The following is a 19,863-nucleotide window of genomic DNA, read 5'->3' on the forward strand; positions in this document are numbered from 1 at the left end:
CTAACACGGATGTCAAATCGCCGGATACGCAGCGCTTTTCGCCGAAACCCAACCGCCGTCAGACGGTGAATCCGCCGTCGACGTTCAGGTTCGCGCCCGTGATGTATCCGGACTGCGGGCCGGCCAGGAAGCTCACGAACGAGGCGACGTCGGTGGTGTGCCCGTAGCGGCCCTGGGTGGTGACCTGCTTGAGGCTCTCGGCGAAGTCGCCGCTGTCGGGGTTGGCGTCGGTGTCGATCGGCCCGGGCTGCACGTTGTTGACGGTGATGCCGCTCGCGCCGAGGTCGCGGGCCAGCCCGCGGGTGAACGAGGCCACCGCCCCCTTGGTCATGCCGTAGACCGACAGTCCGGGCCCGGGAATGCGGTCGGCGTTGATGCTGCCGATGTTGATGATCCGCCCACCCTCACCCAGGTGCTTGATCGCGGTGCGGGTGGTCCAGTACATGCCACCGATGTTGATGGCCACCAGACGGTCGAACTGTTCGGCCGGGAACTCGTCGAATGGCGCGATGTGCGCGACGGCGGCGTTGTTCACCACGATGTCCAGGCCGCCGAGTTCGGCGACCGCACGGTCGACGGCGGCCGCAGTCTGCGCCGGATCGGCTGCATCCGCCTGAATGGCCACCGCCGTGCCACCGTCCGCAGCCACCTCGGCCACGAGTTTCTCCGCGTTCGTGCCGGACGCCGAGTAGGTGAACGCCACCGCGGCACCGTCGGCGGCCAGTCGCCGCACGATCTCCGCGCCGATCCCGCGCGACCCTCCGGTCACCAGTGCCCGCCGTCCGGTCAGGGGTGCTGTGCTCATCTCGATGGCCTCCTCATATTTACGAACCGATGTGTTACTTAGTACGCTGAGGTCAAGCCGGTATTCGTGGGGCAGCATTCCCGATGTGACCGGCATCACAGGAGGTGGTCCGCGATGACCGTCGGGCGGCCGCGGGAGTTCGACCCCGATCAGGTCGAGGATGTGGCGATGAAGCTGTTCTGGGAGCGGGGCTTCGGCGGCGTCTCGATCTCGGACGTGACGGCCGCGACCGGGGTCAACCGGCGCAGCATTTACGCCGAGTTCGGGTCGAAGGAGAATCTGTTCGACCGCGCCCTGCGGCGTTACCTCGCCGGCCCCAGCGCGTACACGGCCGAAGCGCTGACGTGTCCGACCGCCCGCGAGGTTGCCGAGGCGATGGTGCACGGTGCGGCCGACACGGTCAGCGGCGATGTGCACGGCTGCCTGACCGTCGGCGAGGCACCCGGCCTGGCCGAGTGGCGCGACGCCACGGTGCACCGGCTCGCCGAACGCTTCGACAAAGCGGTGGCCGACGGCGAATTGTCCGGCGTGGACACACTACTGCTGGCCCGCTGGGTCGCCGCCGTGTGCCAGGGGATCGCGATACAGGCCCGCAGCGGAGCCAGCCGCGCCGATCTGCACGTCGTCGCCGACCTGGCGTTGAGGGGTTGGCCCTCAGCGTGATTCACGCTCCGGCGCGACGGAACAACTCGGCCGGACGACCGCGTGACCCGCTCGTGGTGACCCCCGTCGCCTCGAGCCTGCGCTCCATTGCACGGCGGAAACTGTCCCGCTGCAACGGCTTTCCCGCCACCGCCTCGTGCGCCAGCCGCAGCTCGCGCAGCGTGAACTCCTCCCCCAGCAGGCCGTCGGGGTCGGGCAGGTCGGCGTAGCGGGACCGGATGCGCTCGACGGCCCGCACGATTATGTCGGCGTGGTCGTACGGCAGCCGCCCGGGGCGGGCGACCGGGACCAGCCGCGTCGAATCCGGGAAACGCGAGTCGAGTTGATCGACCCGCACCACCTGCACGTGCGCGACGGACAGCACCCAGCCGCGGTCGTCGCGGGCGGGGTCGTCGAACACCTGTAGCTGACGGGGTTGCAGACCGCGGACGTTGGCCTTGCCGCGCAGTGACCGGTCGACGGCGTCGGCGAGCCGCTCTCCTTCGTGAAGGAAGGTGCCGGGCAGTGCCCAGCCCGGCCTGTTGGGCCGTCGGACCTCCAACACCACCAGCCCAAGGTCGCCGTCGAGCGTGAGGACGGCGGTGTCCACGGCGACCGACGGGCGGGGGTAGTCGGTGAGCGCCCGCCCGCTGCCGTCTCGAAAGGTGTGGTCCATGTCGGTGCCTCAGCGTACAGTGAACCTCAATTAGCGCAGAAACGCGCAAAATGAGATCCGAGGGGGATGTCATGACGTCTTTGCACGATCGCATCGAAGGGGTGCTGCTGGCGACGGCGGCGGGGGACGCGCTCGGCGCGCCGTACGAGTTCGGGCCGGCCCGCGGGCCGGAGCTGCCGGTCGAGATGGTCGGCGGCGGCGTGTGGGAGCCCGGCGAATGGACCGACGACACCTCGATGGCGATCGCCATCGCCGAGGTCGCCGCGACCGGCGCGGACCTGCGTGACCCTGCGGCGCAGGACAAGATCGTCGCCCGGTGGCATGAATGGTCACTGCGCGCCAAGGATGTCGGCATCCAGACCCGGTCGGTGCTCAGCGCCGCGGCAAGGTCGGGTGACGTCACCGCCTCGCGCGCCCGTGCGGAGTCGGCCAGACTGCATGAACGCACCGGGCGCACGGCAGGCAACGGCTCGCTGATGCGCACGGCGCCGGCGGCGCTGGCCTACCTCGACGACGAGGACGCGATGGTCGAGGCGGCACGGGCGGTCAGCGGGCTCACCCACGCCGATCCGGACGCCGGCGACGCGTGCGTGCTGTGGTGCTGCGCGATCCGGCACGCCGTGCTCACCGGCCAACTCGACGTCCGAATCGGATTGCGGCACATCGCGGGAAGTCGTCGCAAGATGTGGCAGGAGCGGGTGGATGCGGCGGAGTCGGGGCGGCCGTCGTCGTTCGCGAACAACGGCTGGGTGGTGGCCGCGCTGCAGGCGGCGTGGTCGGCCATCGCCACGACGGCCGTGCCTGTCGACGACCCGGCATCCGGGGTGTTCCGCGCCGATCATCTGCGGCTCGCGCTCGACGCGGCAGTCCGGGCGGGTGATGACACCGACACCGTCGCGGCAATCGCCGGAGGGTTGCTCGGCGCGGCGTACGGGGCGTCGGCGGTGCCGGTGCGATGGCGGGCGCTGCTGCACGGGTGGCCGGGGATGACGGCGCACGGTCTGGTGGGGCTGGGGTCGGCGATCCAGCGCCGGGGTGAGCCGGATCCGTTCGACTTCTCCTATCCCGGTTCGCCGGTGGACACGGTCGCGCGTCATCCGTACGACGACGGCGTGGTGTTGGGCGGTATCGGTGTCCTGCGCCGGCTGCCGGCGGATGTCGATGCGGTGGTGTCGCTGTGTCGGGTGGCCGAGGACGACGTTCCGGTGGGCATGCCGCACGTCGAGGTGCGGCTGGTCGACCGGGTTGATGCGGATGAGAACCCGCACCTGGACTTCGTCCTGCTGGACGCGGTGCGTGCGGTTGAGGAACTCCGTCGAGAGGGACGAACGGTGTTGGTGCACTGCGTCGGTGCGTACAGTCGCACGCCGACGGTGGGTGCGTTGTACGGGGCACGATTGCGGGGTGTCGGCGCCGATCGCGTTCTGGCTGATATTCAGCTCGTGTTACCCGACGCGCATCCGAACCCGGCGTTCCGGGAAGCGTTGCGGCGGTTGCATGAAGCGACTCCGAAGCGCGATGCAGCTGAGCGCAAGTTCAGATGGCGTGGTGTGCTGGATGTGAATCGGCTTTCGCCGGCGAAGGTTTCGGTAGGGCATCAGTTCGCCGACGCGGCGAAGGCGGGCGATTGGCCGACGGTGTTCGCCATGCTGGACGGCCCGCGGCAGCGTGTCGACATCAACTGGTGGCGGCCAGGGGGTACGGCGTGGTTCACGGTGTTGCACCAGGCGGCGTGGTATGACGCGTCGACCGAAGTGGTGAATGGGCTTGTCGAGCGAGGTGCGGTGCGGTCGCTGAAGGATGCGAAAGGGCGCACGCCGTACGAGGTGTCTTTGGAACGGCATGGGCGCGGGCGGCACTGCCTGCGGCCGCCGCTATCCCCGCTGTCGCGGAACACAATAGACGTCTTCGATGAGCGCCTCGCCGAGGTGATCAATGACAGGCTTCGAAGGTTGTACAGCGATCCCCAGTCGGTGCTGAGGTATCCGTCGGTGGGCATCCTGCACGAATTGCCTCGGCGAGCGTTGTGGTTCTCGGTGCCCGATATGTACGGCGCCTTCCACATCTCACTGCAGGACGACGGCGTGTACGTGGGTACCTGGAGCCGCATGGGTTACTCCGGTCAGTGGCACCGGATCACGACCGCGGGTGCCATCCCGGTCTACAAGGGAAACTAGGCGCGGGCATGTTGGGCGAGCGCGAATTGCGCGGGGAACTGCGTGCGCGCGCCTGAACCGCCAACGTGTCGGCGCGCTCCGTTATTCTGAGACCAGCTCACGAGCGGACGGCAGTTTGGGTACCTGGCCCGTCGTCCCGGCAACCGCGCGACCACCGCACGGTGCCCCAGGGGAAGAGCGGGCGCGGCTTACGTGCAAGTGGTGGACGTCCGTCGGTGGCGTCGCCGGAAAAGGCGAATGATGACACAGCACCCTCTGAGCGCAGCCGATGCGGCTCTGCGCGAGCGTATCACCGAGCTTTCGGTGCACATCCGGTGCGGCGGTCTACGTGGCCCGCTGCAGCGACGAAGTCCGTCACAACCGGACCGGCCGGTGCGGTGGCAGTCGTGCGGGGACGAGGACCACCCCGTGCGATGGGAGGACGCCGATGTCTCAAGGGAGCACGATCTGTGCATCATCTGCTTCCGGGGCACGGCCGGGGGTCGCTCCCGCTGGTCGTGGTTGGCTTGCGGCGACTGCCGCTCGGTGAACGCCGCGATCGAGAACGTGTGGGGCTTTCGCTCATTTGCCCTCGGACGCCACAGTCTGATGAACGGAATCGGCGTGCGCAGCAGTGCGCAGCCTGACGTCCGAGCTCGACAGATCGCGCGGCTGGCCGAGTTCGGGAGAGGCGACGACCGACTACGTGCTTGGCGCCGGCGCGAATACCAGCGGCTAGCCAGAAGCTTCGATCCTCTGGCGGATATCCCCCTCCGACTGTGGCAGCAGGAATGGCCGCCGAGCCGGCTCGCGTCTCGGGACGCCTTCGCCCGCTTGATCGGACCGGACTTCCCGTTGGCGCGACCATAGGTCGTTCGCGAACAACGGCTGGGCGGTGGGGTGAGACCCGATCGTCGCCTACCGCTGGGCGCGAAGGTCCGCCTCACCTCCAACATCTGGGGCTTACTGTTCGGCCCCCAACTTCTTCGCGAAGGGACTGTGGCGCAAAGGACCCAGTTCTTCAGCTACGGCACGTTGAGCCGCCGCGCCAAGTCAGGTCCGCCGACCTCGCTGATGAAGTCGGGGTCGCCGCAGACGACGAGTTGGTCGCGCGCGCGGGACAGGCCGACGTAGAGGCGCTCGCGCGAGCGTTCGAACTTGCCTTCCTCGTTGACTACGAGGACGACGCATCGGCGTTCCAGGCCCTTGAACCCGAGGACATGGCCGTAGAACACCTGATCGGTGTCCCAGAACGAATCCCAGTACGCCTTGTGGCCTTCCTTCTGCCGCTCGGCCTGCTCGGGATGGCGACTGCCGGTGGTGAGCAGCGCGAGATCCTCAGGCCGCCAACCCTGTTCGAGCAGCAGGTCGATCTGGTCATCACCGGCGTCGAGGGCATCCTCACGGCAACAGGCCACGAAAGTGACCGCAGGCCCTTCACCGCCCAGGTAGCGCATCGGATGATCGACAAGCGGTTGAAAGGCGTTGGCGATCTGGCGGGTGTTGCGCAGGTTGTGGTCCAGGATCAGCGGGACGAGCGGCACCGGCGGTGCGCCGTACCTGTCGAAGACCCGTTGACCCTCGTCGGTGAACACGTAGAGGCCGCCGTCGACCGGATCCCTGAGCGCGGCGAGCAGCGGATCCCACCAGGCGTCGGCGAAGTCCTGCGCCTCGTCGACCACGATTGAATCGAAGCGGTGGCCAGGTTCCAGTTGCGCTGCCAGATCGGCCATTTGCAGGGGAAGGTCGTGTTCCCAGAACCGGACGGTCTCCTCGGTGCGCACGGCTTCATCGGGGCCTTCCGGGGCGCCCCACTGCACTCCCAGGGCGTGGAACTCCCCCACGTACGCGGGCTGTTGACGGCGCGGCCACGTTTCGGCGATACGCTCCAGATAGGACGCCAGGCCGTGGGAGTAGCAGACCAGCGCGACGCGCTGACCCCGCTGGGCGAGGCGGCGGGCCTGCTCCATGGCGAGGAAGGTCTTGCCGCTGCCGGCGCCACCGCGGACCTCGACGCGATTGAGCTGTCGGATGGCATCGAGGATGACGGCCTGGTGTTCGGTGAGCGCGTCGGAGGCATCCTCGTTGGCCAGCGCGCGGGCGACGACATCACGTTGTGGGAGGCCACGACCACTCAGAGCGGTGGTGAGCTGGTCGAGGGCGTCCTTGGTGAGCAACGGACGGTCGAGCTCCTGGCGGACGAGGACGTAGCGCAGCTTGTCGACGAGCTTCGGGAGGTCGGTGCGGTCGATGACTTTCCAACGGGGACAGTCTGGTAGGCCGAAGTCGGCGGGCAACTCAGTGTTGGGCAGGACTATGACGTGGTCCCACCGCAGGCGGCCCTGCGTCCAGCGGGGGTCCTTCTCGATGAAGTCGCGCAGCGCGTAACAGGCTTCGCGGGCCTGGCGGACGGGCTCGATCGGGAACTCGCGGCCGCCGCGGATCTGGCGCCAGCCCTCGCCGTCGTGCCAGACCTCCCCGCCCTTGACCTCGATGCAGACGATGCCGGCGCCCTCGATGGCGACGACGAAGTCGACCTCGTGATCCTTGAGGTGGTCGGTGACGCGCTGCCCCGGCACGACGAGGTCGTTGGGCTCGAGCTGGTCGATCAGTGCTTGGTAGGTGCTGCGCTCGGAGCTTTTGAGACGAGGGTGCTCATCGGGCGTGATCGTCACGAGACCGGACTCCCCTGTCCAAACCTGAGCGGCATGCCGACCTCCCCCATACCCGCGGTTCCGTTGTGGATGGTAGCGAGGGAGTGCTACGAAAAGCCCGCAATGGCACGCATGAGGGTCCCCTGAGCGCCCTGGCCGACACCGTTTGACCACTCATGAGAACCCGAGCGGACGTGTGGCGGTGGAACGTCGCCGATGCGCACGGAGCTCGGATGCCGGTCAAGGAGTGAGTTACGGCGGAGCCATCGTCATGGTTCGGCCAACACTTCGGTACTCACCCCGAGTGCTTCGTAGGTCGATCTCGCGCGCGCATCTCGGGTGAACAGCACGGCACCGCGCTCACGAGCCGCCAAGGCAACCAGCCCGTCATAGGTTGCACCCCCGGCGATTCCCCGTCGGGCGAACTCGCGGTGGGCGGCGCGCGCGGCCCGCGCGCCGAGCTGGAAGGATTCGGGAAAGTTCTCGTCGATCAATGCGACCGCGTCAGCAGCGGTGACGCGAGCGTCGCCAGGCAGGCGCGTGAGTACTGAGTATGTTTCGGCCAGCGCGTGTCCGCTGAGCCCAAGCGGCCGCGCCTTCGCCCACTTCGCGACCATGGTGTGTTGCCGGTGCGAGGTCACGAGGAGAGGCACCGCGACGCTGGTATCGACCGCCGTGAGTGGCACCGGCGTCAACGCCGTCCCGAATCGATGAGGGCGAACATCATCTCATCGGTGACGACCGTATCCGCTCTTGCGACCAGGCGCCCGTCCTCATCCCGCTCGAGTCGAGCGGTTCGCCCTCCGGGAACGACGTGCAGTCCGCCGCCGTACGCAGAAATATCGACCTTGGACCCGGGAGTCAGACCCAGCGCATCGCGCAGCTGCTTGGGCAGGACGATTCGACCGCCGGAATCGATAACAGCCTCCATGGCATCAGGCTACCAGCGAAATCCCATCACGCCCTGTGCCCCTTCGGCCAGGTCATCAGGTTCGTCGGGTTCGCGACGGTGATCATGTGGCTGCACCAACGGAAACTTACGATTTCGAGTCCGCGGGGTCGCCGGTCTGGGCGAGCAGTGTCAACAGTGCAGCGAAGCCACCGGTTCCCTTTTTTCGATCCGCGAGATGACTCATTCGCGGCGCCCACGCGAGACCCGCACAGCCGCATCCCGTTTCCACTACATGGCGTCACGGGCCAATCTGCAGTCAGGATCGAAACGACGTACTCCCGTAGCAGGCGGCATTGCCCACATCCAGAGTGCTTTCGCAGATGACCTTTCCGCCAAGAGAGATTCGTACTGTTACCCAATTATTGGGCCTGGCCTCTGGGCACCAGGCGCGCCCGTCACACACGCGAGGCCGCCAGTCGGCACGAACCTCTGCCCCGTCGACTGACGGAATGCGAGCGTTCACCACCGTTACGCTCATTCGCCATGGCAGCGGCACGGCATAGAGGACTTTTCGCTCGGAGGAGTCAAAATACTGGATGTTTGCTGTGGCGACATTGTGTGAGACGACCTCATACGTAACGGTATCCGCCGCGCGAGCACCCGGCGACATCACGCCGGAAAATAGGCATATAACCGAGAAAATAATCGCAAACTTCATGTGGATCATTAGGGCCCTTCCCGCACGTACGATTGCCGAGCTGAACGCGAGCGGACGACCCTCCCCTCGCGCCAAGGTGGTTGAATGCCTGTCGATGTCGCGCCCGTTGCACTGCTGCTAGGCACCGGCTAGCAGGTACACGATCAATAGGTTATTAGTCGCCTCGTTTCGTCGCACGTCTATTCCTAGGTCCGTGTAAGAGCAATCGGGGATTGCCGCATGCCCTTGCAACAACGCACCCTTTATCGCGTCGGCTTCGTTGCTCAGGGCACCCTGAAGCAACACGGCCTTGTTGCCGCCGTAGCCGAGATCCTTCAGGCCGGGCATTGGGTCGGTGATCGGTTGGTATGTTGAAATGTGGTCGATATAGTCGTCGGTCGACTGATTGACGATCGCGGCCGCTTTCTCGGCAATCGGGTTGAAGGTGAACGGCGGGCATGACGTTCCACCGCGCGCAGCCACTATCGCATCCCTTACGTTGGCCACCGGATCCGCGAGAGCTGACGGTGTCACCACCATGCCACCAGAAAAAAGCAGCGCGCATGCGACTACCAATCGGAACGGCGTCCTGCGGTTGGACGGTATCGGCGTCGCTTCGCGGCGTAGGGCCGGAGCAGGTGATTGCCGTCTCATTTACATATCCTTCCTCAAAACCAGAAATGGACACCGCAGCCGTGCAGAACCATTTACTTATTGCACCCAATGCACCGTGAAGCTAACCGGCCTGAATCGTCAACGAGACATTCCCGTCAACAAGACCCGTAGCTCAGGCACACACGCGTGGCCCTCTCGTCGTAGCCCTTGAACCATGTCCCGGTCGCCGTCATCAAAAACTTGAACTCGCCGTGCCCGCAATAAAGGCTGCTATCCGGCTGTATAGCGCAGGTCGTTGAGTTGTAGGTGACGTAGCTGCGCGGCGGCAGGGTCATATGAGCTTGTCCGGGGGGGAATTGAATGGCGGCGGTCCAGCCGTGGTGGACGGACCGATTTCCGTTGAACCACGCGATGTGATTGCTCCCCGCGGGCGCGCCCGGGATATTGCCACTGCAACCAAAGCTTCCCTTGTCCCAGATTCCGCAGTTGAGTCCAGTGGGTGACAGGAACCAGACACCGGGACGGTCAGCGAGGAAGAACCGGTCTGGCTCAAATCGGTCATACCACGCGAAAACATGCATCAGGTCTGGGAATGGATCCGCTGGGGCATCGCCAGCCGGCTCCGCGTGTCCCGGAACCACGGTGCTGAACATCAATACGATTGCCGACGCAATGCCCGCCAACCACCTCCAAGGGCGCACACGGTGATGCAATCGCTCCTCCTTTGAGCAGCCCACAAGCTGCGAAAGGCAACGACGTCGGCCCATCCCACACTCCCCAAATCCCTTTATTCAACTAATGAAGCCCAGCGGACCCGGCGCCGCCAGCGCGATGACGACCGGTGGTGACCCCGCCAATCGAGGTCGAGAATCGTTCATCGCCTGCGCTCGATTCCGTGGACTCCGCTACGGATCGAGCTGAATTGGACGCTCGCCGTCTCACCGTCAGTGACCGGACGCACTCTCACTCGCATACGTTTGAACGATGGATTCTGCTACCCCAACGCAACACTCTGTGCACCGATGGACCTGTGAACCAGTCGGGTTGATGACTCTTGATGCCGGCATTGACATTAGACAGGTGCTGCCACAGTAGGTAGAAACTCTCACCTTGATAGATGGGGAAGTAGACATCCCCCGCGTGGTCGGTTGACTGAGTAAGTGCTTGGGCGCGGGGGGCGAGGAAGCCCACCGATTGGTCGATATTCTTTGTGACTATGTCGACTTGCTGCTGAAGGCCGCCAATGCTGTAGTCCCAGTCGGAACCCGAACCCATGTAGACCCCGGGTCCATTAGGTGTGATCCGGTGGAACTGCAGCCTATTGATCTGGCGCATCAGCTCGTCATATTGTGCGTTGAACCATTGACACATCTCCCGTTCCGCGTTGATGTCCGCCTCGGTGACCCTGTTTTTGGTTTGGTCAAACGGAAAGGGAAATTTCGGCACCCAGCCCGAAGGTGTTGGATTGATCACTGGTAATGGCACGGGAGGCCGGTCGTAATCGGACGGATCGGCTCGCGAAGCCGGCCCCGCCGCCACTGACACGCCGGATAACACAATGAAAACGCATGTGAAAGAGCCGACGGCGCGACTGAGGCGGCTCCGCATCGCCTTGTCCTGCGCCGCAGAAGCCCCATCCGCCCGGCGACGGCCCTGAAAGCCGCCACCTGAGCCTCGCCGCCTGTCTCGACCCATCATGAATCACCTTTTCGGAGGTCTACTTTGGTGCTAGCGCGTCGCCAACTCCGCCAACATCTGTGATTTGCCAATCCTTGTTACTGTCGATTGTGACGCTATATGTCGCGGTCGACTGCAGTGGCTCCGGCGCTTGCGCAGTCTTGGTAAGGACGCTTACGAAAGCGTCGACGACATAGGCCCCGCCGGTGACTGTCCGAACCTTTGCCGCCAACGGGTGGGCGGTGGAACTCCATTGAAGTGGTACCAAAATCTGTTCCATTGACGTGGCGGCCTTCGACAACTTGTCCTTCAGCTCAGGACTGGTGCCCGCGACAAGCCTGTCCTTCCAGGCGTTGAGGTCTTGGTAGTTCATTGCTGCCGCTTCACCCGCGTACTGCAGGGCTATCTTCTCGGCGTGCACGTAGTTCTCGGATTGACGGGCCTCCTCGTCGAGTTGGCCGCGCGCTCCAACGTAGAGCCAAGACAGCACGCCGACCGCGCCGACAAGGACGACGATCACCACGGAGGTCACCGCGCTACGTAGCGAGACCGAGAGTTGCACTCGTCTGGACTTCTCACGCTGAGGTTCGTCTTTGCCCACCGACGACTCTCCGATGGTGCTTTCGCCCGCGGGCTCAGATCCGGCAGCATCTATTTCGGCCGAATCCGGCACGGCCGCGTCTCGTTCGCTATCGACCGTCATTAGTATTCCTCAATTCGTGATCTAGGGCAGTCATACCTGCCCATTTACTTCGGGGGGACGGTTACGCGCAGAGTAATTGCGCCGTCCTCGGGTACGGTCTCCAGGATGTTGGTCAAGATTTGACTGGGGTCGAAGTTCAACAGTGCACCGGCGATAGCCCTGACGCGTGGCCGAAATGCTTCGCCCAGCACTTTGAGGTCACCGCCGTTGGCATCCAACAACTTCTGGATTCGGTTGATGAAGAAGCCGAATTTCTTCATACCGTCCGGGCCTATCTCGAGGGCACCCACCGAAAACCCTTGCAGGGTCTTGGAGGCATTTTGGGCGCTCTCTCGGAGATCGGGCGCCGTGGCAGCGAGCGTGGGCCCAACCCATCCAGCGTTGCGTAACAGTGTTTGAAAATTGCTCAACAAGACCCGGCCCTGGCCGTGCATATTCGCTGCGGTGTTTCTCAGCATCTCGCTGGCGTGCGCCAAGTTGGGCAGTGCCGAGTTTGGATCCGGCAACGCTGTATCTGCTTCGCTGATGATGCGTGCGAGGGCATCGGGGTCGACCTGATTGAGTAGCCGCGTGACACTTGCCGCCAATTCGGTTATCGATGGTGGTTGCTCCACCATCTCGGTCGAGATGTGCTGGCCGTCGCGCAACATAGGACCGTCCTGGCGCCGCGGGAACAGTCCGATATAGCTTTCACCGAGGGCGGACAGGTTATCGAGCCGCACATCGCAGTCGGCGGGGATACGGAAGCGGTCGTCGACGTAGAAGTCGATGGTGGCTCCGCTGACAGATGTCGCGATATGGCTGACTTTGCCGACCGGTACGCCACGCAACAGAATATTCGAATCAACGACGATGCCATTGATATCAGCCACCGTCATGGAGAGATTGACTCGGTTATCAGGCGGCTTGAGCCGCACACCGAGCGAGCCGATGTAGCCCACCGCAAACACAATCATCGCAGCAAACGCCAGAAACGACAGGAAATTTCGGCCCTTCATGGTGTCCCACCCAAGATCCGCAGTACGTCCTGAACGTTCCCCGAAATTTCCCGGCCGTCCGGACTCATTATCGACGTGATGTTGATCGCGGGATATTTATCCTGCGGGAGGAAGAAATCAGTGAGTAGCCGGCGCCACGCAGGCGCCTCCGCTTCGAACATCCGCTTGGATTGCTGAGTAGCGCCTGCCGCATCTCGCAGTGAATTCAGTAGCGGCACCAGCCAGAAACCACCGGCGTAGATACTCCCGGTAGAGGGGAGGATGGTTCCCACATATGAAAATATCTCCAAGAACCGACGAAAAGCGGTCATGCCTTCCTCGGAGAACATCTCCTGCAAAACCGGGATCTTACGATGTGCGACATCTATGGTCTCGGACACGCCGTTGAGCCACAGGTCAACGAGATTCATGTTGTTCGACAGGTCCCCGAGGTCGGCTGCCACTTGGGAAGCCATTTTGCGGATCCCCTCCTCGCCCCCCGGCGGCTGGATTCGGTTGATACGCGCGATCGACTCTTGAACGCGTTGGATGGAACCGCTCGACACAAAATTCGCCAGGTGGGCGATGGTGTCCTCGAGTTGCGGTGGAGACGTGGTCTGTGCCAGCGGGATGCGGGCACCCGGACTCAACGCGGGCGCCGGCGCCTGATCGGTTTCCGGTCGCTCGAGAGCGACATAGATGTCGCCCAAGACCGTGTCCTGCTGCAGAACCGCTCGGATGTCAGAGGGCACCGCGACGCCTCGCTCAATAGTCGAGGTGACGTCCACCGCGTTGCTGGAGAGTGCCACATGTGAAACGACCCCGACGGTGGTGCCGTCCAAGACCACCTTGGCGCTATCCGGCAGATTAAGTGCATTGGCGAATTCGATGACGATGTCGTACCCACCGCTATAGGTACTTCCCGGCGCAGGCAACGAGCTCACATTGAGCGAAGCACACGAGGACACCGTAATGACGGTGCCGACCGCCCCGACCAACCGCCATATCCGGCGGTTCATCGGTTCGCCTGGGTGAGTACGTACTGAAGCAGCGCAACATCAACCGCATATGGCTGCCCGGCAACGTTCGCGCAGCTCCCCGGCGTCGAAGAATTCATGATGCCACACAGCGCCCACCCGTCGGGGGTTCTGATGCGATACAACGGCGGACGGTAATTGATATTGAATTCACGGTTGTTGAAATGGCCCGCCAGCGTATTGACCCACCATGGAACCGGGTTCAGGAGACTTGCCACCCACGGCGCGTGTGCACTCAGTTTCCGCAGCGCAACCGATGTCGCATCAAGCGTGAACTGAAACTCCGGGCCGAGGTTCTCTTCTATGTCCACAACGGCTTTCACAGCTCCCATGAATCCTCCGACCATACGGTTGCCACCATCCAAGGTCACGGCGACGTCCGACATGTTCTGTTCCGCATTCAGCAGAGCTTCTTTCAGCGGTCCTCTGATCTCGCTGACTGCTGAGGTCAGTTCGGCGAGGTTGGTGATCACGGACCCGATGTCGCTGATCACCTGATCAGGACTATCGACTACAGCCGATGACGTCGTTAGGAGCTTGTTTACGCCGGCGCCATTGTTGTGCAACGCTTGATCGAGCTGACTTACGACATCGCCGACATTCGTCGATTCAGCCGGATTGATTCCGTTGACGAAATCGGTCGCCGAACCTATCACCGCCGACACGCTTTTCGGGGTCCACGAACGGGAAAGCGGAATGCACTCGCCCGCACCGAGGTGGGATCCCGAATCAGCGTTGCCAACGAGTTCCAGCGACCGATCAGCAAGAATCGACGTCGACCGGACAATTGCTTTGACGTCACTGGGAAACAAACGCCGTTCAGTGACGCTGAAGTCGACGCGTACGTCGGTCGTGCCGGGGGTGATACTGGTGACCTCACCGATCTGATAGCCCATCTGCGTCACCGGATTGCCCACGTATAGACCGATGCTGTCGGGCAGGACCGCGCAGTATTGGGCATTGGACCGTTCTTCACGCGGCCCACCGCACGACGTGCCAACCGTCACCACTGCCGCCGCTGCGAGCGCGATTGCCACGACCCGGCGACGGTGAGGCGAACCTGACCCGGGCATCAGCACGGACTTCCGGGTACTGGCATACACAGGTCGGTGGCCAAAAGCTCTGGTGCCGCCTGCTGTGCGCCCAGGATCCGTTCGATCTTCACCCGCGCCAGGTGCAGCGCCCGAACGACTACACCGTTGCGTTCCGACCACATTCGTGATTTCTCCAACCAATCGCGAATTTTCACAAGAGCTTTGTCGCGGTGATTCTGATAAAAGATGAAGACCGGTGAAAGACCATCCATGATGTCACCGAAACCAGCCATGGCGCGGGCGAGCCCCTTGCTGTACAACGTCAGTGACTGCTCAATGATCGAAATTTTGCGTATCAAATCTTTGAGCTCATCTTTGTAATTGTTTACATCCTGCAGGTACTCATTGGACAGGTTGAGCATGGCGCTCACCTGCCCGCGTTGCTTCTCAATGGTCGACATGACGTTGTTGCCCGCATCGATGACCGCGGAGACCGATTCCAGGTTGGTACCGGTAAGCCCCCGCTGCACCTGGTCCAGTGATTCGTTGATGGGCTGTGGGGCGACATTGTCGGTGATCTTCGTCGCATCCGTGAGCGTCCGGATCAAACTGTAAGGCATGGTCACCCGTTCCACCGGAATAGGTTTGTTCCCTAAAGGCGCGTCACCTATTGGCGAGATGCTTACGTAATAGCCCCCCACCACGGTGAGCATGCGGACCTGCACCTGCGAACGGTCACCGACGAATGCACTGTTGTCGACCCGTGCTTCGACCCGGATTTGGTTCGACTCCAGTGAGAGATCCTTCACCTTGCCAACGTTGATGCCGGCAATTCGTACTGGGTCTCCAGGGCGGATCGCCGCCGCGTCGTCGGTATAGAAGATGACGGTCTTCTGCCCGGGCGGACTGACATAAACCATGGCGATGACCAGCGCGATGATGGTCATGAGCGCGAGGGCGCCGGCACCCCAGACAGTCGGGTTACGTAACACTTTCATCGGTTGCACAACACCACTTTTCGTCCATTGAGAAATACGTCCATTTCTGCCGGTAACTGAGCCCGCCCCCGGGAACACGCCAGGGGCGCACCAGCTTCAGGCGGCGGCGGAATGTTCTCCCACATGACCGGAACCAGCTTGAAGGCCTCCGTATAGTCGTCAAACACGGTGAACGCACGGTCCAAGGCGTCGTCCACGTCGGTTGTGTTCTTGTTGGATTCCGGGCCGTAGACGAAATAGTCGCCATTGTTGCCATCGGGCGGGAATCCCAAGTTCTTCACCACTTGCGCCGCATCGTCCATAAATTCGCCGTAGAGGTGGGCTTTTCGAAACTCGTCCAGAATCCCAAGCATGCCGTCGACCGGACCCTTGTTGAGCCAATCCACTATTTGGATCAGATCTTTTCCGTGTCCGCCCATGGTGTCGGAGATGTCCTTCAGATTACGCATCAACGTGGCGATGACTTGCTGACGGTCCGCTACGAACCTGGTGAGCTTGTGGATACTCTCCAGCATCGGCGCCAAGCCACCGCCATCACCCGAGAGATACGTTGCCGCGTTCGCTGTAAAGGTGTTCAGTTCGTCGGGATCCAGGGTGGCGATCACTGGTTGTAGCCCGTTGAACAATTCGGTGACGTCGAAAGACGGTTGCGTCATCGTCGTAGTTACGTCAGTAACGAGATCGGCCTTGGAATAATTTTCCGCCGGGTCGACGACATCGACGTAACGCAGTCCGGTGAGCGCCTCGAACTTGATGGCGAGTCGGGTGCCGGACACCACGCCATAGCGTTGGTCGCACGTCAACCTGACAACGGCGATGCTTTGACCGTTCCTTCGCTCGAGGTCGACCGACTGCACCTTCCCGACGCGAACCCCGCGGACCCGCACGTCGGCGTCCGCATGTAAGCCCGATGCGTCAGTGAACTCGGCCGTATACGCTCGCGTTTCCGCTGCTGTGGGCTGCTTGATCACGTTCGCCAACAAGATGAACAGGGTAATGGCGACTATGCCGCTGATCGCGAGCCGCCACAATGCCGCACCAGTCTTCATCGGGCACCGCCCACGGCAGCAATTGGCGCCGCCACACCCGGCATGCTGTCGAGAAGAATGCGAACTTGAAGCGCGCGCTGCTCAGGGGTCCCCGCGTACATCTTCTCGAGTCGGGTACGCAATTCCACGAGCATCTCCGACATGCCTTGGGGTCTCATCAACGGTGGGACCACATCAGTCATCGCCCGGACACTGTCGATGACAGGCGTCAGATCGTCGATATGCGTATATTCCAGCCTACCGATAGCCCCGAAGAGGTTATCGGATACATACTGCATGAACGGAAGAATGACAGTCTGATATTCCTCCTCGCTGGCATTCCAAGTACCTTTGTTGAGCTTATTAGTACCGTGTGTTGCGAAGTAACCGGCGTCGAGCATCGCATTGGCGAAGCCGGGGAACGCGACGCTGATTCCAGTCGCATTTGTCAATAGTTGCGCGGTACTCACTGTTTGAGTTTCAGCCAGCGCATTCGCGGAGATCACCAGTGTCTCAGCCAGCGGATTCAACGCATCGGTGTATCGAGTGGCCTTCTCGACCACCTGGATGAGCTGGTTGGTCAGCGCCCCGGTGGCGAGTTTTCCAAGGCGGGACAGCAATGCCTGAAGTGTCGAGTTACCTCTCGGCGTGATCGTCAAGCGGGTTCCATCGGCGAGCGGCCGGCCACCCGTACCGGCGACTAGATCGATACCGGTCACACCAAAATAGTTGATGGTCCGGAAATCGATGCCCATTGCGTCAGTCAAGCCCTTCGTCGGCGTTTTCTGCAGATTGGTATCCAGCAGAACACCGCCTCCGGACAACCTGGACACGGCGGTGACCTCCCCGACCTTCACCCCGTGCATGACCAGCTGCGTGCCCTTGGCGACGCCCGGTCCGACGTATGGCGTCTCGATCGCCACCGAGATTTCATCGTCCGGTCGGCCGCCGAATGGCTTGAATCCGACGAATATGCCTGTCATCGCCACGGCGCAGAGCACGACAGCTGTGCCGACGATGGTCAATGTTCGCTTCTCAGATGCCTCCGAGCCATGCAGGAGCATGTCTTCTCACCTAACCCTTGAACACGAACACTGGATGGAGGCCCCACATCGCCACGGTCAGTATCAAATCCAAAAAGATGATCGTGATCAGACTGGTCCGCACTGCGCGGCCGGACGCTCGACCGACACCAACCGGTCCGCCGGAAGCAAAGTATCCGTAGTAGCAATGGATCAACGTCACCGCCATGCAGAAGACAGCTACCTTGATCACGGAGTACGCGAGATCTGTCGGCGTCACGAACTGGGCAAAATAGTGGTTATATGTCCCGCCCGGCTGATTGTGAAATACCCGGATGACGGTGTCCATGACGAAGAAATTGGCTATCAGGGCCACCAGGTATCCCGGCACGACCAGGATCATCGCGCCAATCAGGCGCGTACCAACCACAAACGGGATGGGCCGCAGGCCTATTGCTTCCAGGGCATCTATCTCTTCGGCGATGCGCATGGCGCCGATCTCGGCGGTCATTCGGCACCCTGCTTGTCCGGCGAACGCGACAGCGCTCACGATCGGCCCAAGCTCTCGAACCCCGCCGATACCGCCGATGATCCCCGACAAGCCACCGAACCCAATGATGTTCAATACGGCAAACGCCTCAACTGCCAACGAGGCGCCGACAGCAATGCCGAGGAGTAGTAATACGCTTATCGCACCGCCGTCCACGATGAGCGAACCGCGACCCCAAGCGAGGCTGTTCATTTGCTGCAGTGTTTGTCGTCGATATTTGAAGACCGCGACCGGAACCGAACTGAAGGCTTTGGCAATGAAGACCACCCACAGCCCGACCTCACGGAATACCCCGCCGACCATCCCCACCGTCGCTTCGAACAAGCGCGTGCCATACCGGCTCGGCACCAGGGCGTGAGCTCCCGAAGTCACTACGCCACCTCCATCGGAACGAACATCGACTGCAGTTGCGTTATTGCCAGGTTTGCGAAGACAATTAGAACGACATTGACCACCACCGACGAGTTCACGGCATCTGCGACACCGCGCGGGCCCCCCTTCGCCTCCATTCCACGAAGCGATGAGACTATTGCCACGATCGCCCCGAAGACGACCGTCTTAGCGATGGCGAACCATACGTCCACCACCTTCGTGAACGTCCCAAACGACATCCAGAAACTTCCCGGTGCAACATCGGAAGCCCCCACTGCCATCAAGAACGCCGACGCAGTTCCCGACGCGACGATGAAGATGCACAGAAGGGGGGATATCAATAGCAGTGCGAGGAAACGCGGCACTACCAGCTGGCGCACCGGGTCGACACCCATCACTCGCATTGCGTCGAGTTCTTCACGGATCGCGCGGGCCCCGAAGTCGGCGGCGATGGTCGAAGCCGCTGCGGCACCCATCAGCAGCCCCGCAGTCAGCGGCGCCCCCTGCCGAATGACACCCACACCGGCCGCGGCGCCAAGCAGCGAGGTCGCCCCCAGTTGATTGACGAGCCCAGACGTCACGATGGTGGTGATTGCGCCGATCGGAATGGCCATCAGCAGTGCGGGCATGGTCGTCACCTTCAGCAAGGTCCATGCCTGCACGAACACCTCGCCGACCGCGAGCCTCATGGTGATGGCATCGGTGACGACGTAGCGCAGCACGTCCGCGAACAACTGGACACCACGACCTGTCGTGGCCGCGGTGCGCCTTGGAATCATGCCCACGTGCCGGGCTGCGCTGAACGGGTACGCCTTGAGGCGTGACCGGCGCACGTTGCCTGAGCCCGAACTCAATTCACCCTGCGGTTGATCGTGGTCAACGCGAGTGGTCATGAACCACCGTCAGAACGCTTGCGAGGGCGCGTGCACTCCGGCGTGGCACGGCGACCGGTATCGGAGGCGGCACGCTAGCCGGCATGGGAAAAGCGGTTGCAGGGAATACAGGCCCGGACTGCGCAGCGCGGCAAGACCGGCGCGACGCGTCGATAAGGCCTGAGGCGGCCCGGGGTCGACGTGTCGACTCCTGGCGCCAGCCGCCGTTTGGGAGGTGTGGGTCGCCTGGCGCGCCGGACCTTCCAGCAGTGGATCCGATCAGAGCCCACGGCTTCATCAACAAACGTCCTCCCTGTTGGCACCTTCGCGAGAGATTGCGCTGCCCCTCACAGAGGCCACAACACTGTGAGCAAACTCGCTAAACATATGATGGATTACCGTAGAGCGCCACTTTCCGTTTGGCAAGCGTGCGCCTTGACCCGTGGAGAAACGCCG

19 protein-coding genes and 1 riboswitch are annotated in these 19,863 nt (G+C 62.7%); of the genes, 2 read left to right on the forward strand and 17 right to left on the reverse strand.

The window, feature by feature from the left end:
* Window positions 1-58 precede the first annotated feature (58 nt).
* Window positions 59-805: an SDR family oxidoreductase gene (locus tag G6N49_RS19015; protein ID WP_011854670.1), complete on the reverse strand. Its 747-nt coding sequence runs from the start codon at window positions 803-805 to the stop codon at window positions 59-61.
* Between the two features lie 114 nt (window positions 806-919).
* Between G6N49_RS19015 and G6N49_RS19020 the strand changes: the two genes are divergently transcribed.
* Window positions 920-1,468, forward strand: a complete 549-nt coding sequence (locus G6N49_RS19020) for a TetR/AcrR family transcriptional regulator (protein ID WP_011854669.1) — start codon at window positions 920-922, stop codon at window positions 1,466-1,468.
* Window position 1,469: 1 nt separating this feature from the next.
* Here G6N49_RS19020 and G6N49_RS19025 read toward each other — a convergent pair whose 3' ends face one another.
* Complete coding sequence (locus G6N49_RS19025; RefSeq protein ID WP_011854668.1) at window positions 1,470-2,123, reverse strand: NUDIX hydrolase; 654 nt, start codon at window positions 2,121-2,123, stop codon at window positions 1,470-1,472.
* A gap of 71 nt (window positions 2,124-2,194) precedes the next feature.
* Here G6N49_RS19025 and G6N49_RS19030 point away from each other — a divergent pair, with 71 nt between their 5' ends.
* Window positions 2,195-4,300 (forward strand): ADP-ribosylglycohydrolase family protein, encoded by a 2,106-nt coding sequence (locus tag G6N49_RS19030; RefSeq protein WP_011854667.1) that lies wholly within the window; start codon window positions 2,195-2,197, stop codon window positions 4,298-4,300.
* Between the two features lie 95 nt (window positions 4,301-4,395).
* A riboswitch (SAM riboswitch) is annotated at window positions 4,396-4,507 on the forward strand.
* Between the two features lie 797 nt (window positions 4,508-5,304).
* Here the strand turns inward: G6N49_RS19030 and G6N49_RS19040 are convergent.
* From G6N49_RS19040 to G6N49_RS19110, 15 genes are all read right to left on the reverse strand, one after another.
* A complete protein-coding gene (locus G6N49_RS19040; protein ID WP_011854665.1) occupies window positions 5,305-6,954 on the reverse strand; it encodes a nuclease-related domain-containing DEAD/DEAH box helicase in 1,650 nt (549 codons plus the stop codon).
* A 248-nt stretch (window positions 6,955-7,202) separates the two neighbouring features.
* The gene (locus tag G6N49_RS19045) at window positions 7,203-7,628 is read right to left on the reverse strand and encodes a type II toxin-antitoxin system VapC family toxin (RefSeq protein WP_011854664.1); all 426 of its coding nucleotides are present in this window, start codon (window positions 7,626-7,628) and stop codon (window positions 7,203-7,205) included.
* Window positions 7,625-7,864, reverse strand: a complete 240-nt coding sequence (locus tag G6N49_RS19050; RefSeq protein WP_011854663.1) for an AbrB/MazE/SpoVT family DNA-binding domain-containing protein — start codon at window positions 7,862-7,864, stop codon at window positions 7,625-7,627. The genes G6N49_RS19045 and G6N49_RS19050 overlap by 4 nt, the downstream gene beginning before the upstream one ends.
* Window positions 7,865-8,660: 796 nt before the next feature.
* On the reverse strand, window positions 8,661-9,176 hold the full coding sequence (locus G6N49_RS19055; RefSeq protein WP_011854661.1) for a hypothetical protein: 516 nt from the start codon (window positions 9,174-9,176) through the stop codon (window positions 8,661-8,663).
* 116 nt (window positions 9,177-9,292) lie between these two features.
* Window positions 9,293-9,790: a hypothetical protein gene (locus G6N49_RS19060; RefSeq protein WP_133056645.1), complete on the reverse strand. Its 498-nt coding sequence runs from the start codon at window positions 9,788-9,790 to the stop codon at window positions 9,293-9,295.
* 310 nt (window positions 9,791-10,100) lie between these two features.
* Entirely contained in the window at window positions 10,101-10,745 is a 645-nt protein-coding gene (locus tag G6N49_RS19065; protein ID WP_049771749.1) for a hypothetical protein, read from the reverse strand.
* A gap of 109 nt (window positions 10,746-10,854) precedes the next feature.
* Window positions 10,855-11,517: a hypothetical protein gene (locus G6N49_RS19070; protein WP_011854659.1), complete on the reverse strand. Its 663-nt coding sequence runs from the start codon at window positions 11,515-11,517 to the stop codon at window positions 10,855-10,857.
* Between the two features lie 44 nt (window positions 11,518-11,561).
* Window positions 11,562-12,515 (reverse strand): MlaD family protein, encoded by a 954-nt coding sequence (locus G6N49_RS19075; protein ID WP_011854658.1) that lies wholly within the window; start codon window positions 12,513-12,515, stop codon window positions 11,562-11,564.
* Window positions 12,512-13,513: an MlaD family protein gene (locus G6N49_RS19080; protein ID WP_011854657.1), complete on the reverse strand. Its 1,002-nt coding sequence runs from the start codon at window positions 13,511-13,513 to the stop codon at window positions 12,512-12,514. The genes G6N49_RS19075 and G6N49_RS19080 overlap by 4 nt, the downstream gene beginning before the upstream one ends.
* A complete protein-coding gene (locus G6N49_RS19085) occupies window positions 13,510-14,604 on the reverse strand; it encodes an MlaD family protein (RefSeq protein ID WP_011854656.1) in 1,095 nt (364 codons plus the stop codon). The genes G6N49_RS19080 and G6N49_RS19085 overlap by 4 nt, the downstream gene beginning before the upstream one ends.
* Complete coding sequence (locus G6N49_RS19090) at window positions 14,604-15,563, reverse strand: MlaD family protein (RefSeq protein ID WP_011854655.1); 960 nt, start codon at window positions 15,561-15,563, stop codon at window positions 14,604-14,606. The genes G6N49_RS19085 and G6N49_RS19090 overlap by 1 nt, the downstream gene beginning before the upstream one ends.
* A complete protein-coding gene (locus tag G6N49_RS19095) occupies window positions 15,560-16,612 on the reverse strand; it encodes an MlaD family protein (RefSeq protein ID WP_011854654.1) in 1,053 nt (350 codons plus the stop codon). The genes G6N49_RS19090 and G6N49_RS19095 overlap by 4 nt, the downstream gene beginning before the upstream one ends.
* Window positions 16,609-17,655, reverse strand: a complete 1,047-nt coding sequence (locus tag G6N49_RS19100; protein ID WP_011854653.1) for an MlaD family protein — start codon at window positions 17,653-17,655, stop codon at window positions 16,609-16,611. The genes G6N49_RS19095 and G6N49_RS19100 overlap by 4 nt, the downstream gene beginning before the upstream one ends.
* 10 nt (window positions 17,656-17,665) lie before the next feature.
* The gene (locus tag G6N49_RS19105) at window positions 17,666-18,466 is read right to left on the reverse strand and encodes an MlaE family ABC transporter permease (RefSeq protein WP_083044943.1); all 801 of its coding nucleotides are present in this window, start codon (window positions 18,464-18,466) and stop codon (window positions 17,666-17,668) included.
* A 68-nt stretch (window positions 18,467-18,534) separates the two neighbouring features.
* Complete coding sequence (locus G6N49_RS19110; RefSeq protein ID WP_011854651.1) at window positions 18,535-19,428, reverse strand: ABC transporter permease; 894 nt, start codon at window positions 19,426-19,428, stop codon at window positions 18,535-18,537.
* Window positions 19,429-19,863 lie beyond the last annotated feature (435 nt).

Origin of the sequence: Mycolicibacterium monacense (assembly GCF_010731575.1) — a bacterium.
Classification (GTDB): domain Bacteria; phylum Actinomycetota; class Actinomycetes; order Mycobacteriales; family Mycobacteriaceae; genus Mycobacterium; species Mycobacterium monacense.

Bases quoted from the DNA above. Each gene is read 5' to 3' on its own strand.
- G6N49_RS19015 (WP_011854670.1), bottom strand. From the start codon at position 805: ATGAGCACAGCACCCCTGACCGGACGGCGGGCACTGGTGACCGGAGGG.
- G6N49_RS19020 (WP_011854669.1), top strand. From the start codon at position 920: ATGACCGTCGGGCGGCCGCGGGAGTTCGACCCCGATCAGGTCGAGGAT.
- G6N49_RS19025 (WP_011854668.1), bottom strand. From the start codon at position 2,123: ATGGACCACACCTTTCGAGACGGCAGCGGGCGGGCGCTCACCGACTAC.
- G6N49_RS19030 (WP_011854667.1), top strand. From the start codon at position 2,195: ATGACGTCTTTGCACGATCGCATCGAAGGGGTGCTGCTGGCGACGGCG.
- G6N49_RS19050 (WP_011854663.1), bottom strand. From the start codon at position 7,864: ATGGAGGCTGTTATCGATTCCGGCGGTCGAATCGTCCTGCCCAAGCAG.
- G6N49_RS19055 (WP_011854661.1), bottom strand. From the start codon at position 9,176: ATGAGACGGCAATCACCTGCTCCGGCCCTACGCCGCGAAGCGACGCCG.
- G6N49_RS19060 (WP_133056645.1), bottom strand. From the start codon at position 9,790: ATGTTCAGCACCGTGGTTCCGGGACACGCGGAGCCGGCTGGCGATGCC.
- G6N49_RS19065 (WP_049771749.1), bottom strand. From the start codon at position 10,745: ATGCGGAGCCGCCTCAGTCGCGCCGTCGGCTCTTTCACATGCGTTTTC.
- G6N49_RS19070 (WP_011854659.1), bottom strand. From the start codon at position 11,517: ATGACGGTCGATAGCGAACGAGACGCGGCCGTGCCGGATTCGGCCGAA.
- G6N49_RS19075 (WP_011854658.1), bottom strand. From the start codon at position 12,515: ATGAAGGGCCGAAATTTCCTGTCGTTTCTGGCGTTTGCTGCGATGATT.
- G6N49_RS19080 (WP_011854657.1), bottom strand. From the start codon at position 13,513: ATGAACCGCCGGATATGGCGGTTGGTCGGGGCGGTCGGCACCGTCATT.
- G6N49_RS19085 (WP_011854656.1), bottom strand. From the start codon at position 14,604: ATGCCCGGGTCAGGTTCGCCTCACCGTCGCCGGGTCGTGGCAATCGCG.
- G6N49_RS19090 (WP_011854655.1), bottom strand. From the start codon at position 15,563: ATGAAAGTGTTACGTAACCCGACTGTCTGGGGTGCCGGCGCCCTCGCG.
- G6N49_RS19095 (WP_011854654.1), bottom strand. From the start codon at position 16,612: ATGAAGACTGGTGCGGCATTGTGGCGGCTCGCGATCAGCGGCATAGTC.
- G6N49_RS19100 (WP_011854653.1), bottom strand. From the start codon at position 17,655: ATGCTCCTGCATGGCTCGGAGGCATCTGAGAAGCGAACATTGACCATC.
- G6N49_RS19105 (WP_083044943.1), bottom strand. From the start codon at position 18,466: ATGGTCGGCGGGGTATTCCGTGAGGTCGGGCTGTGGGTGGTCTTCATT.
- G6N49_RS19110 (WP_011854651.1), bottom strand. From the start codon at position 19,428: ATGACCACTCGCGTTGACCACGATCAACCGCAGGGTGAATTGAGTTCG.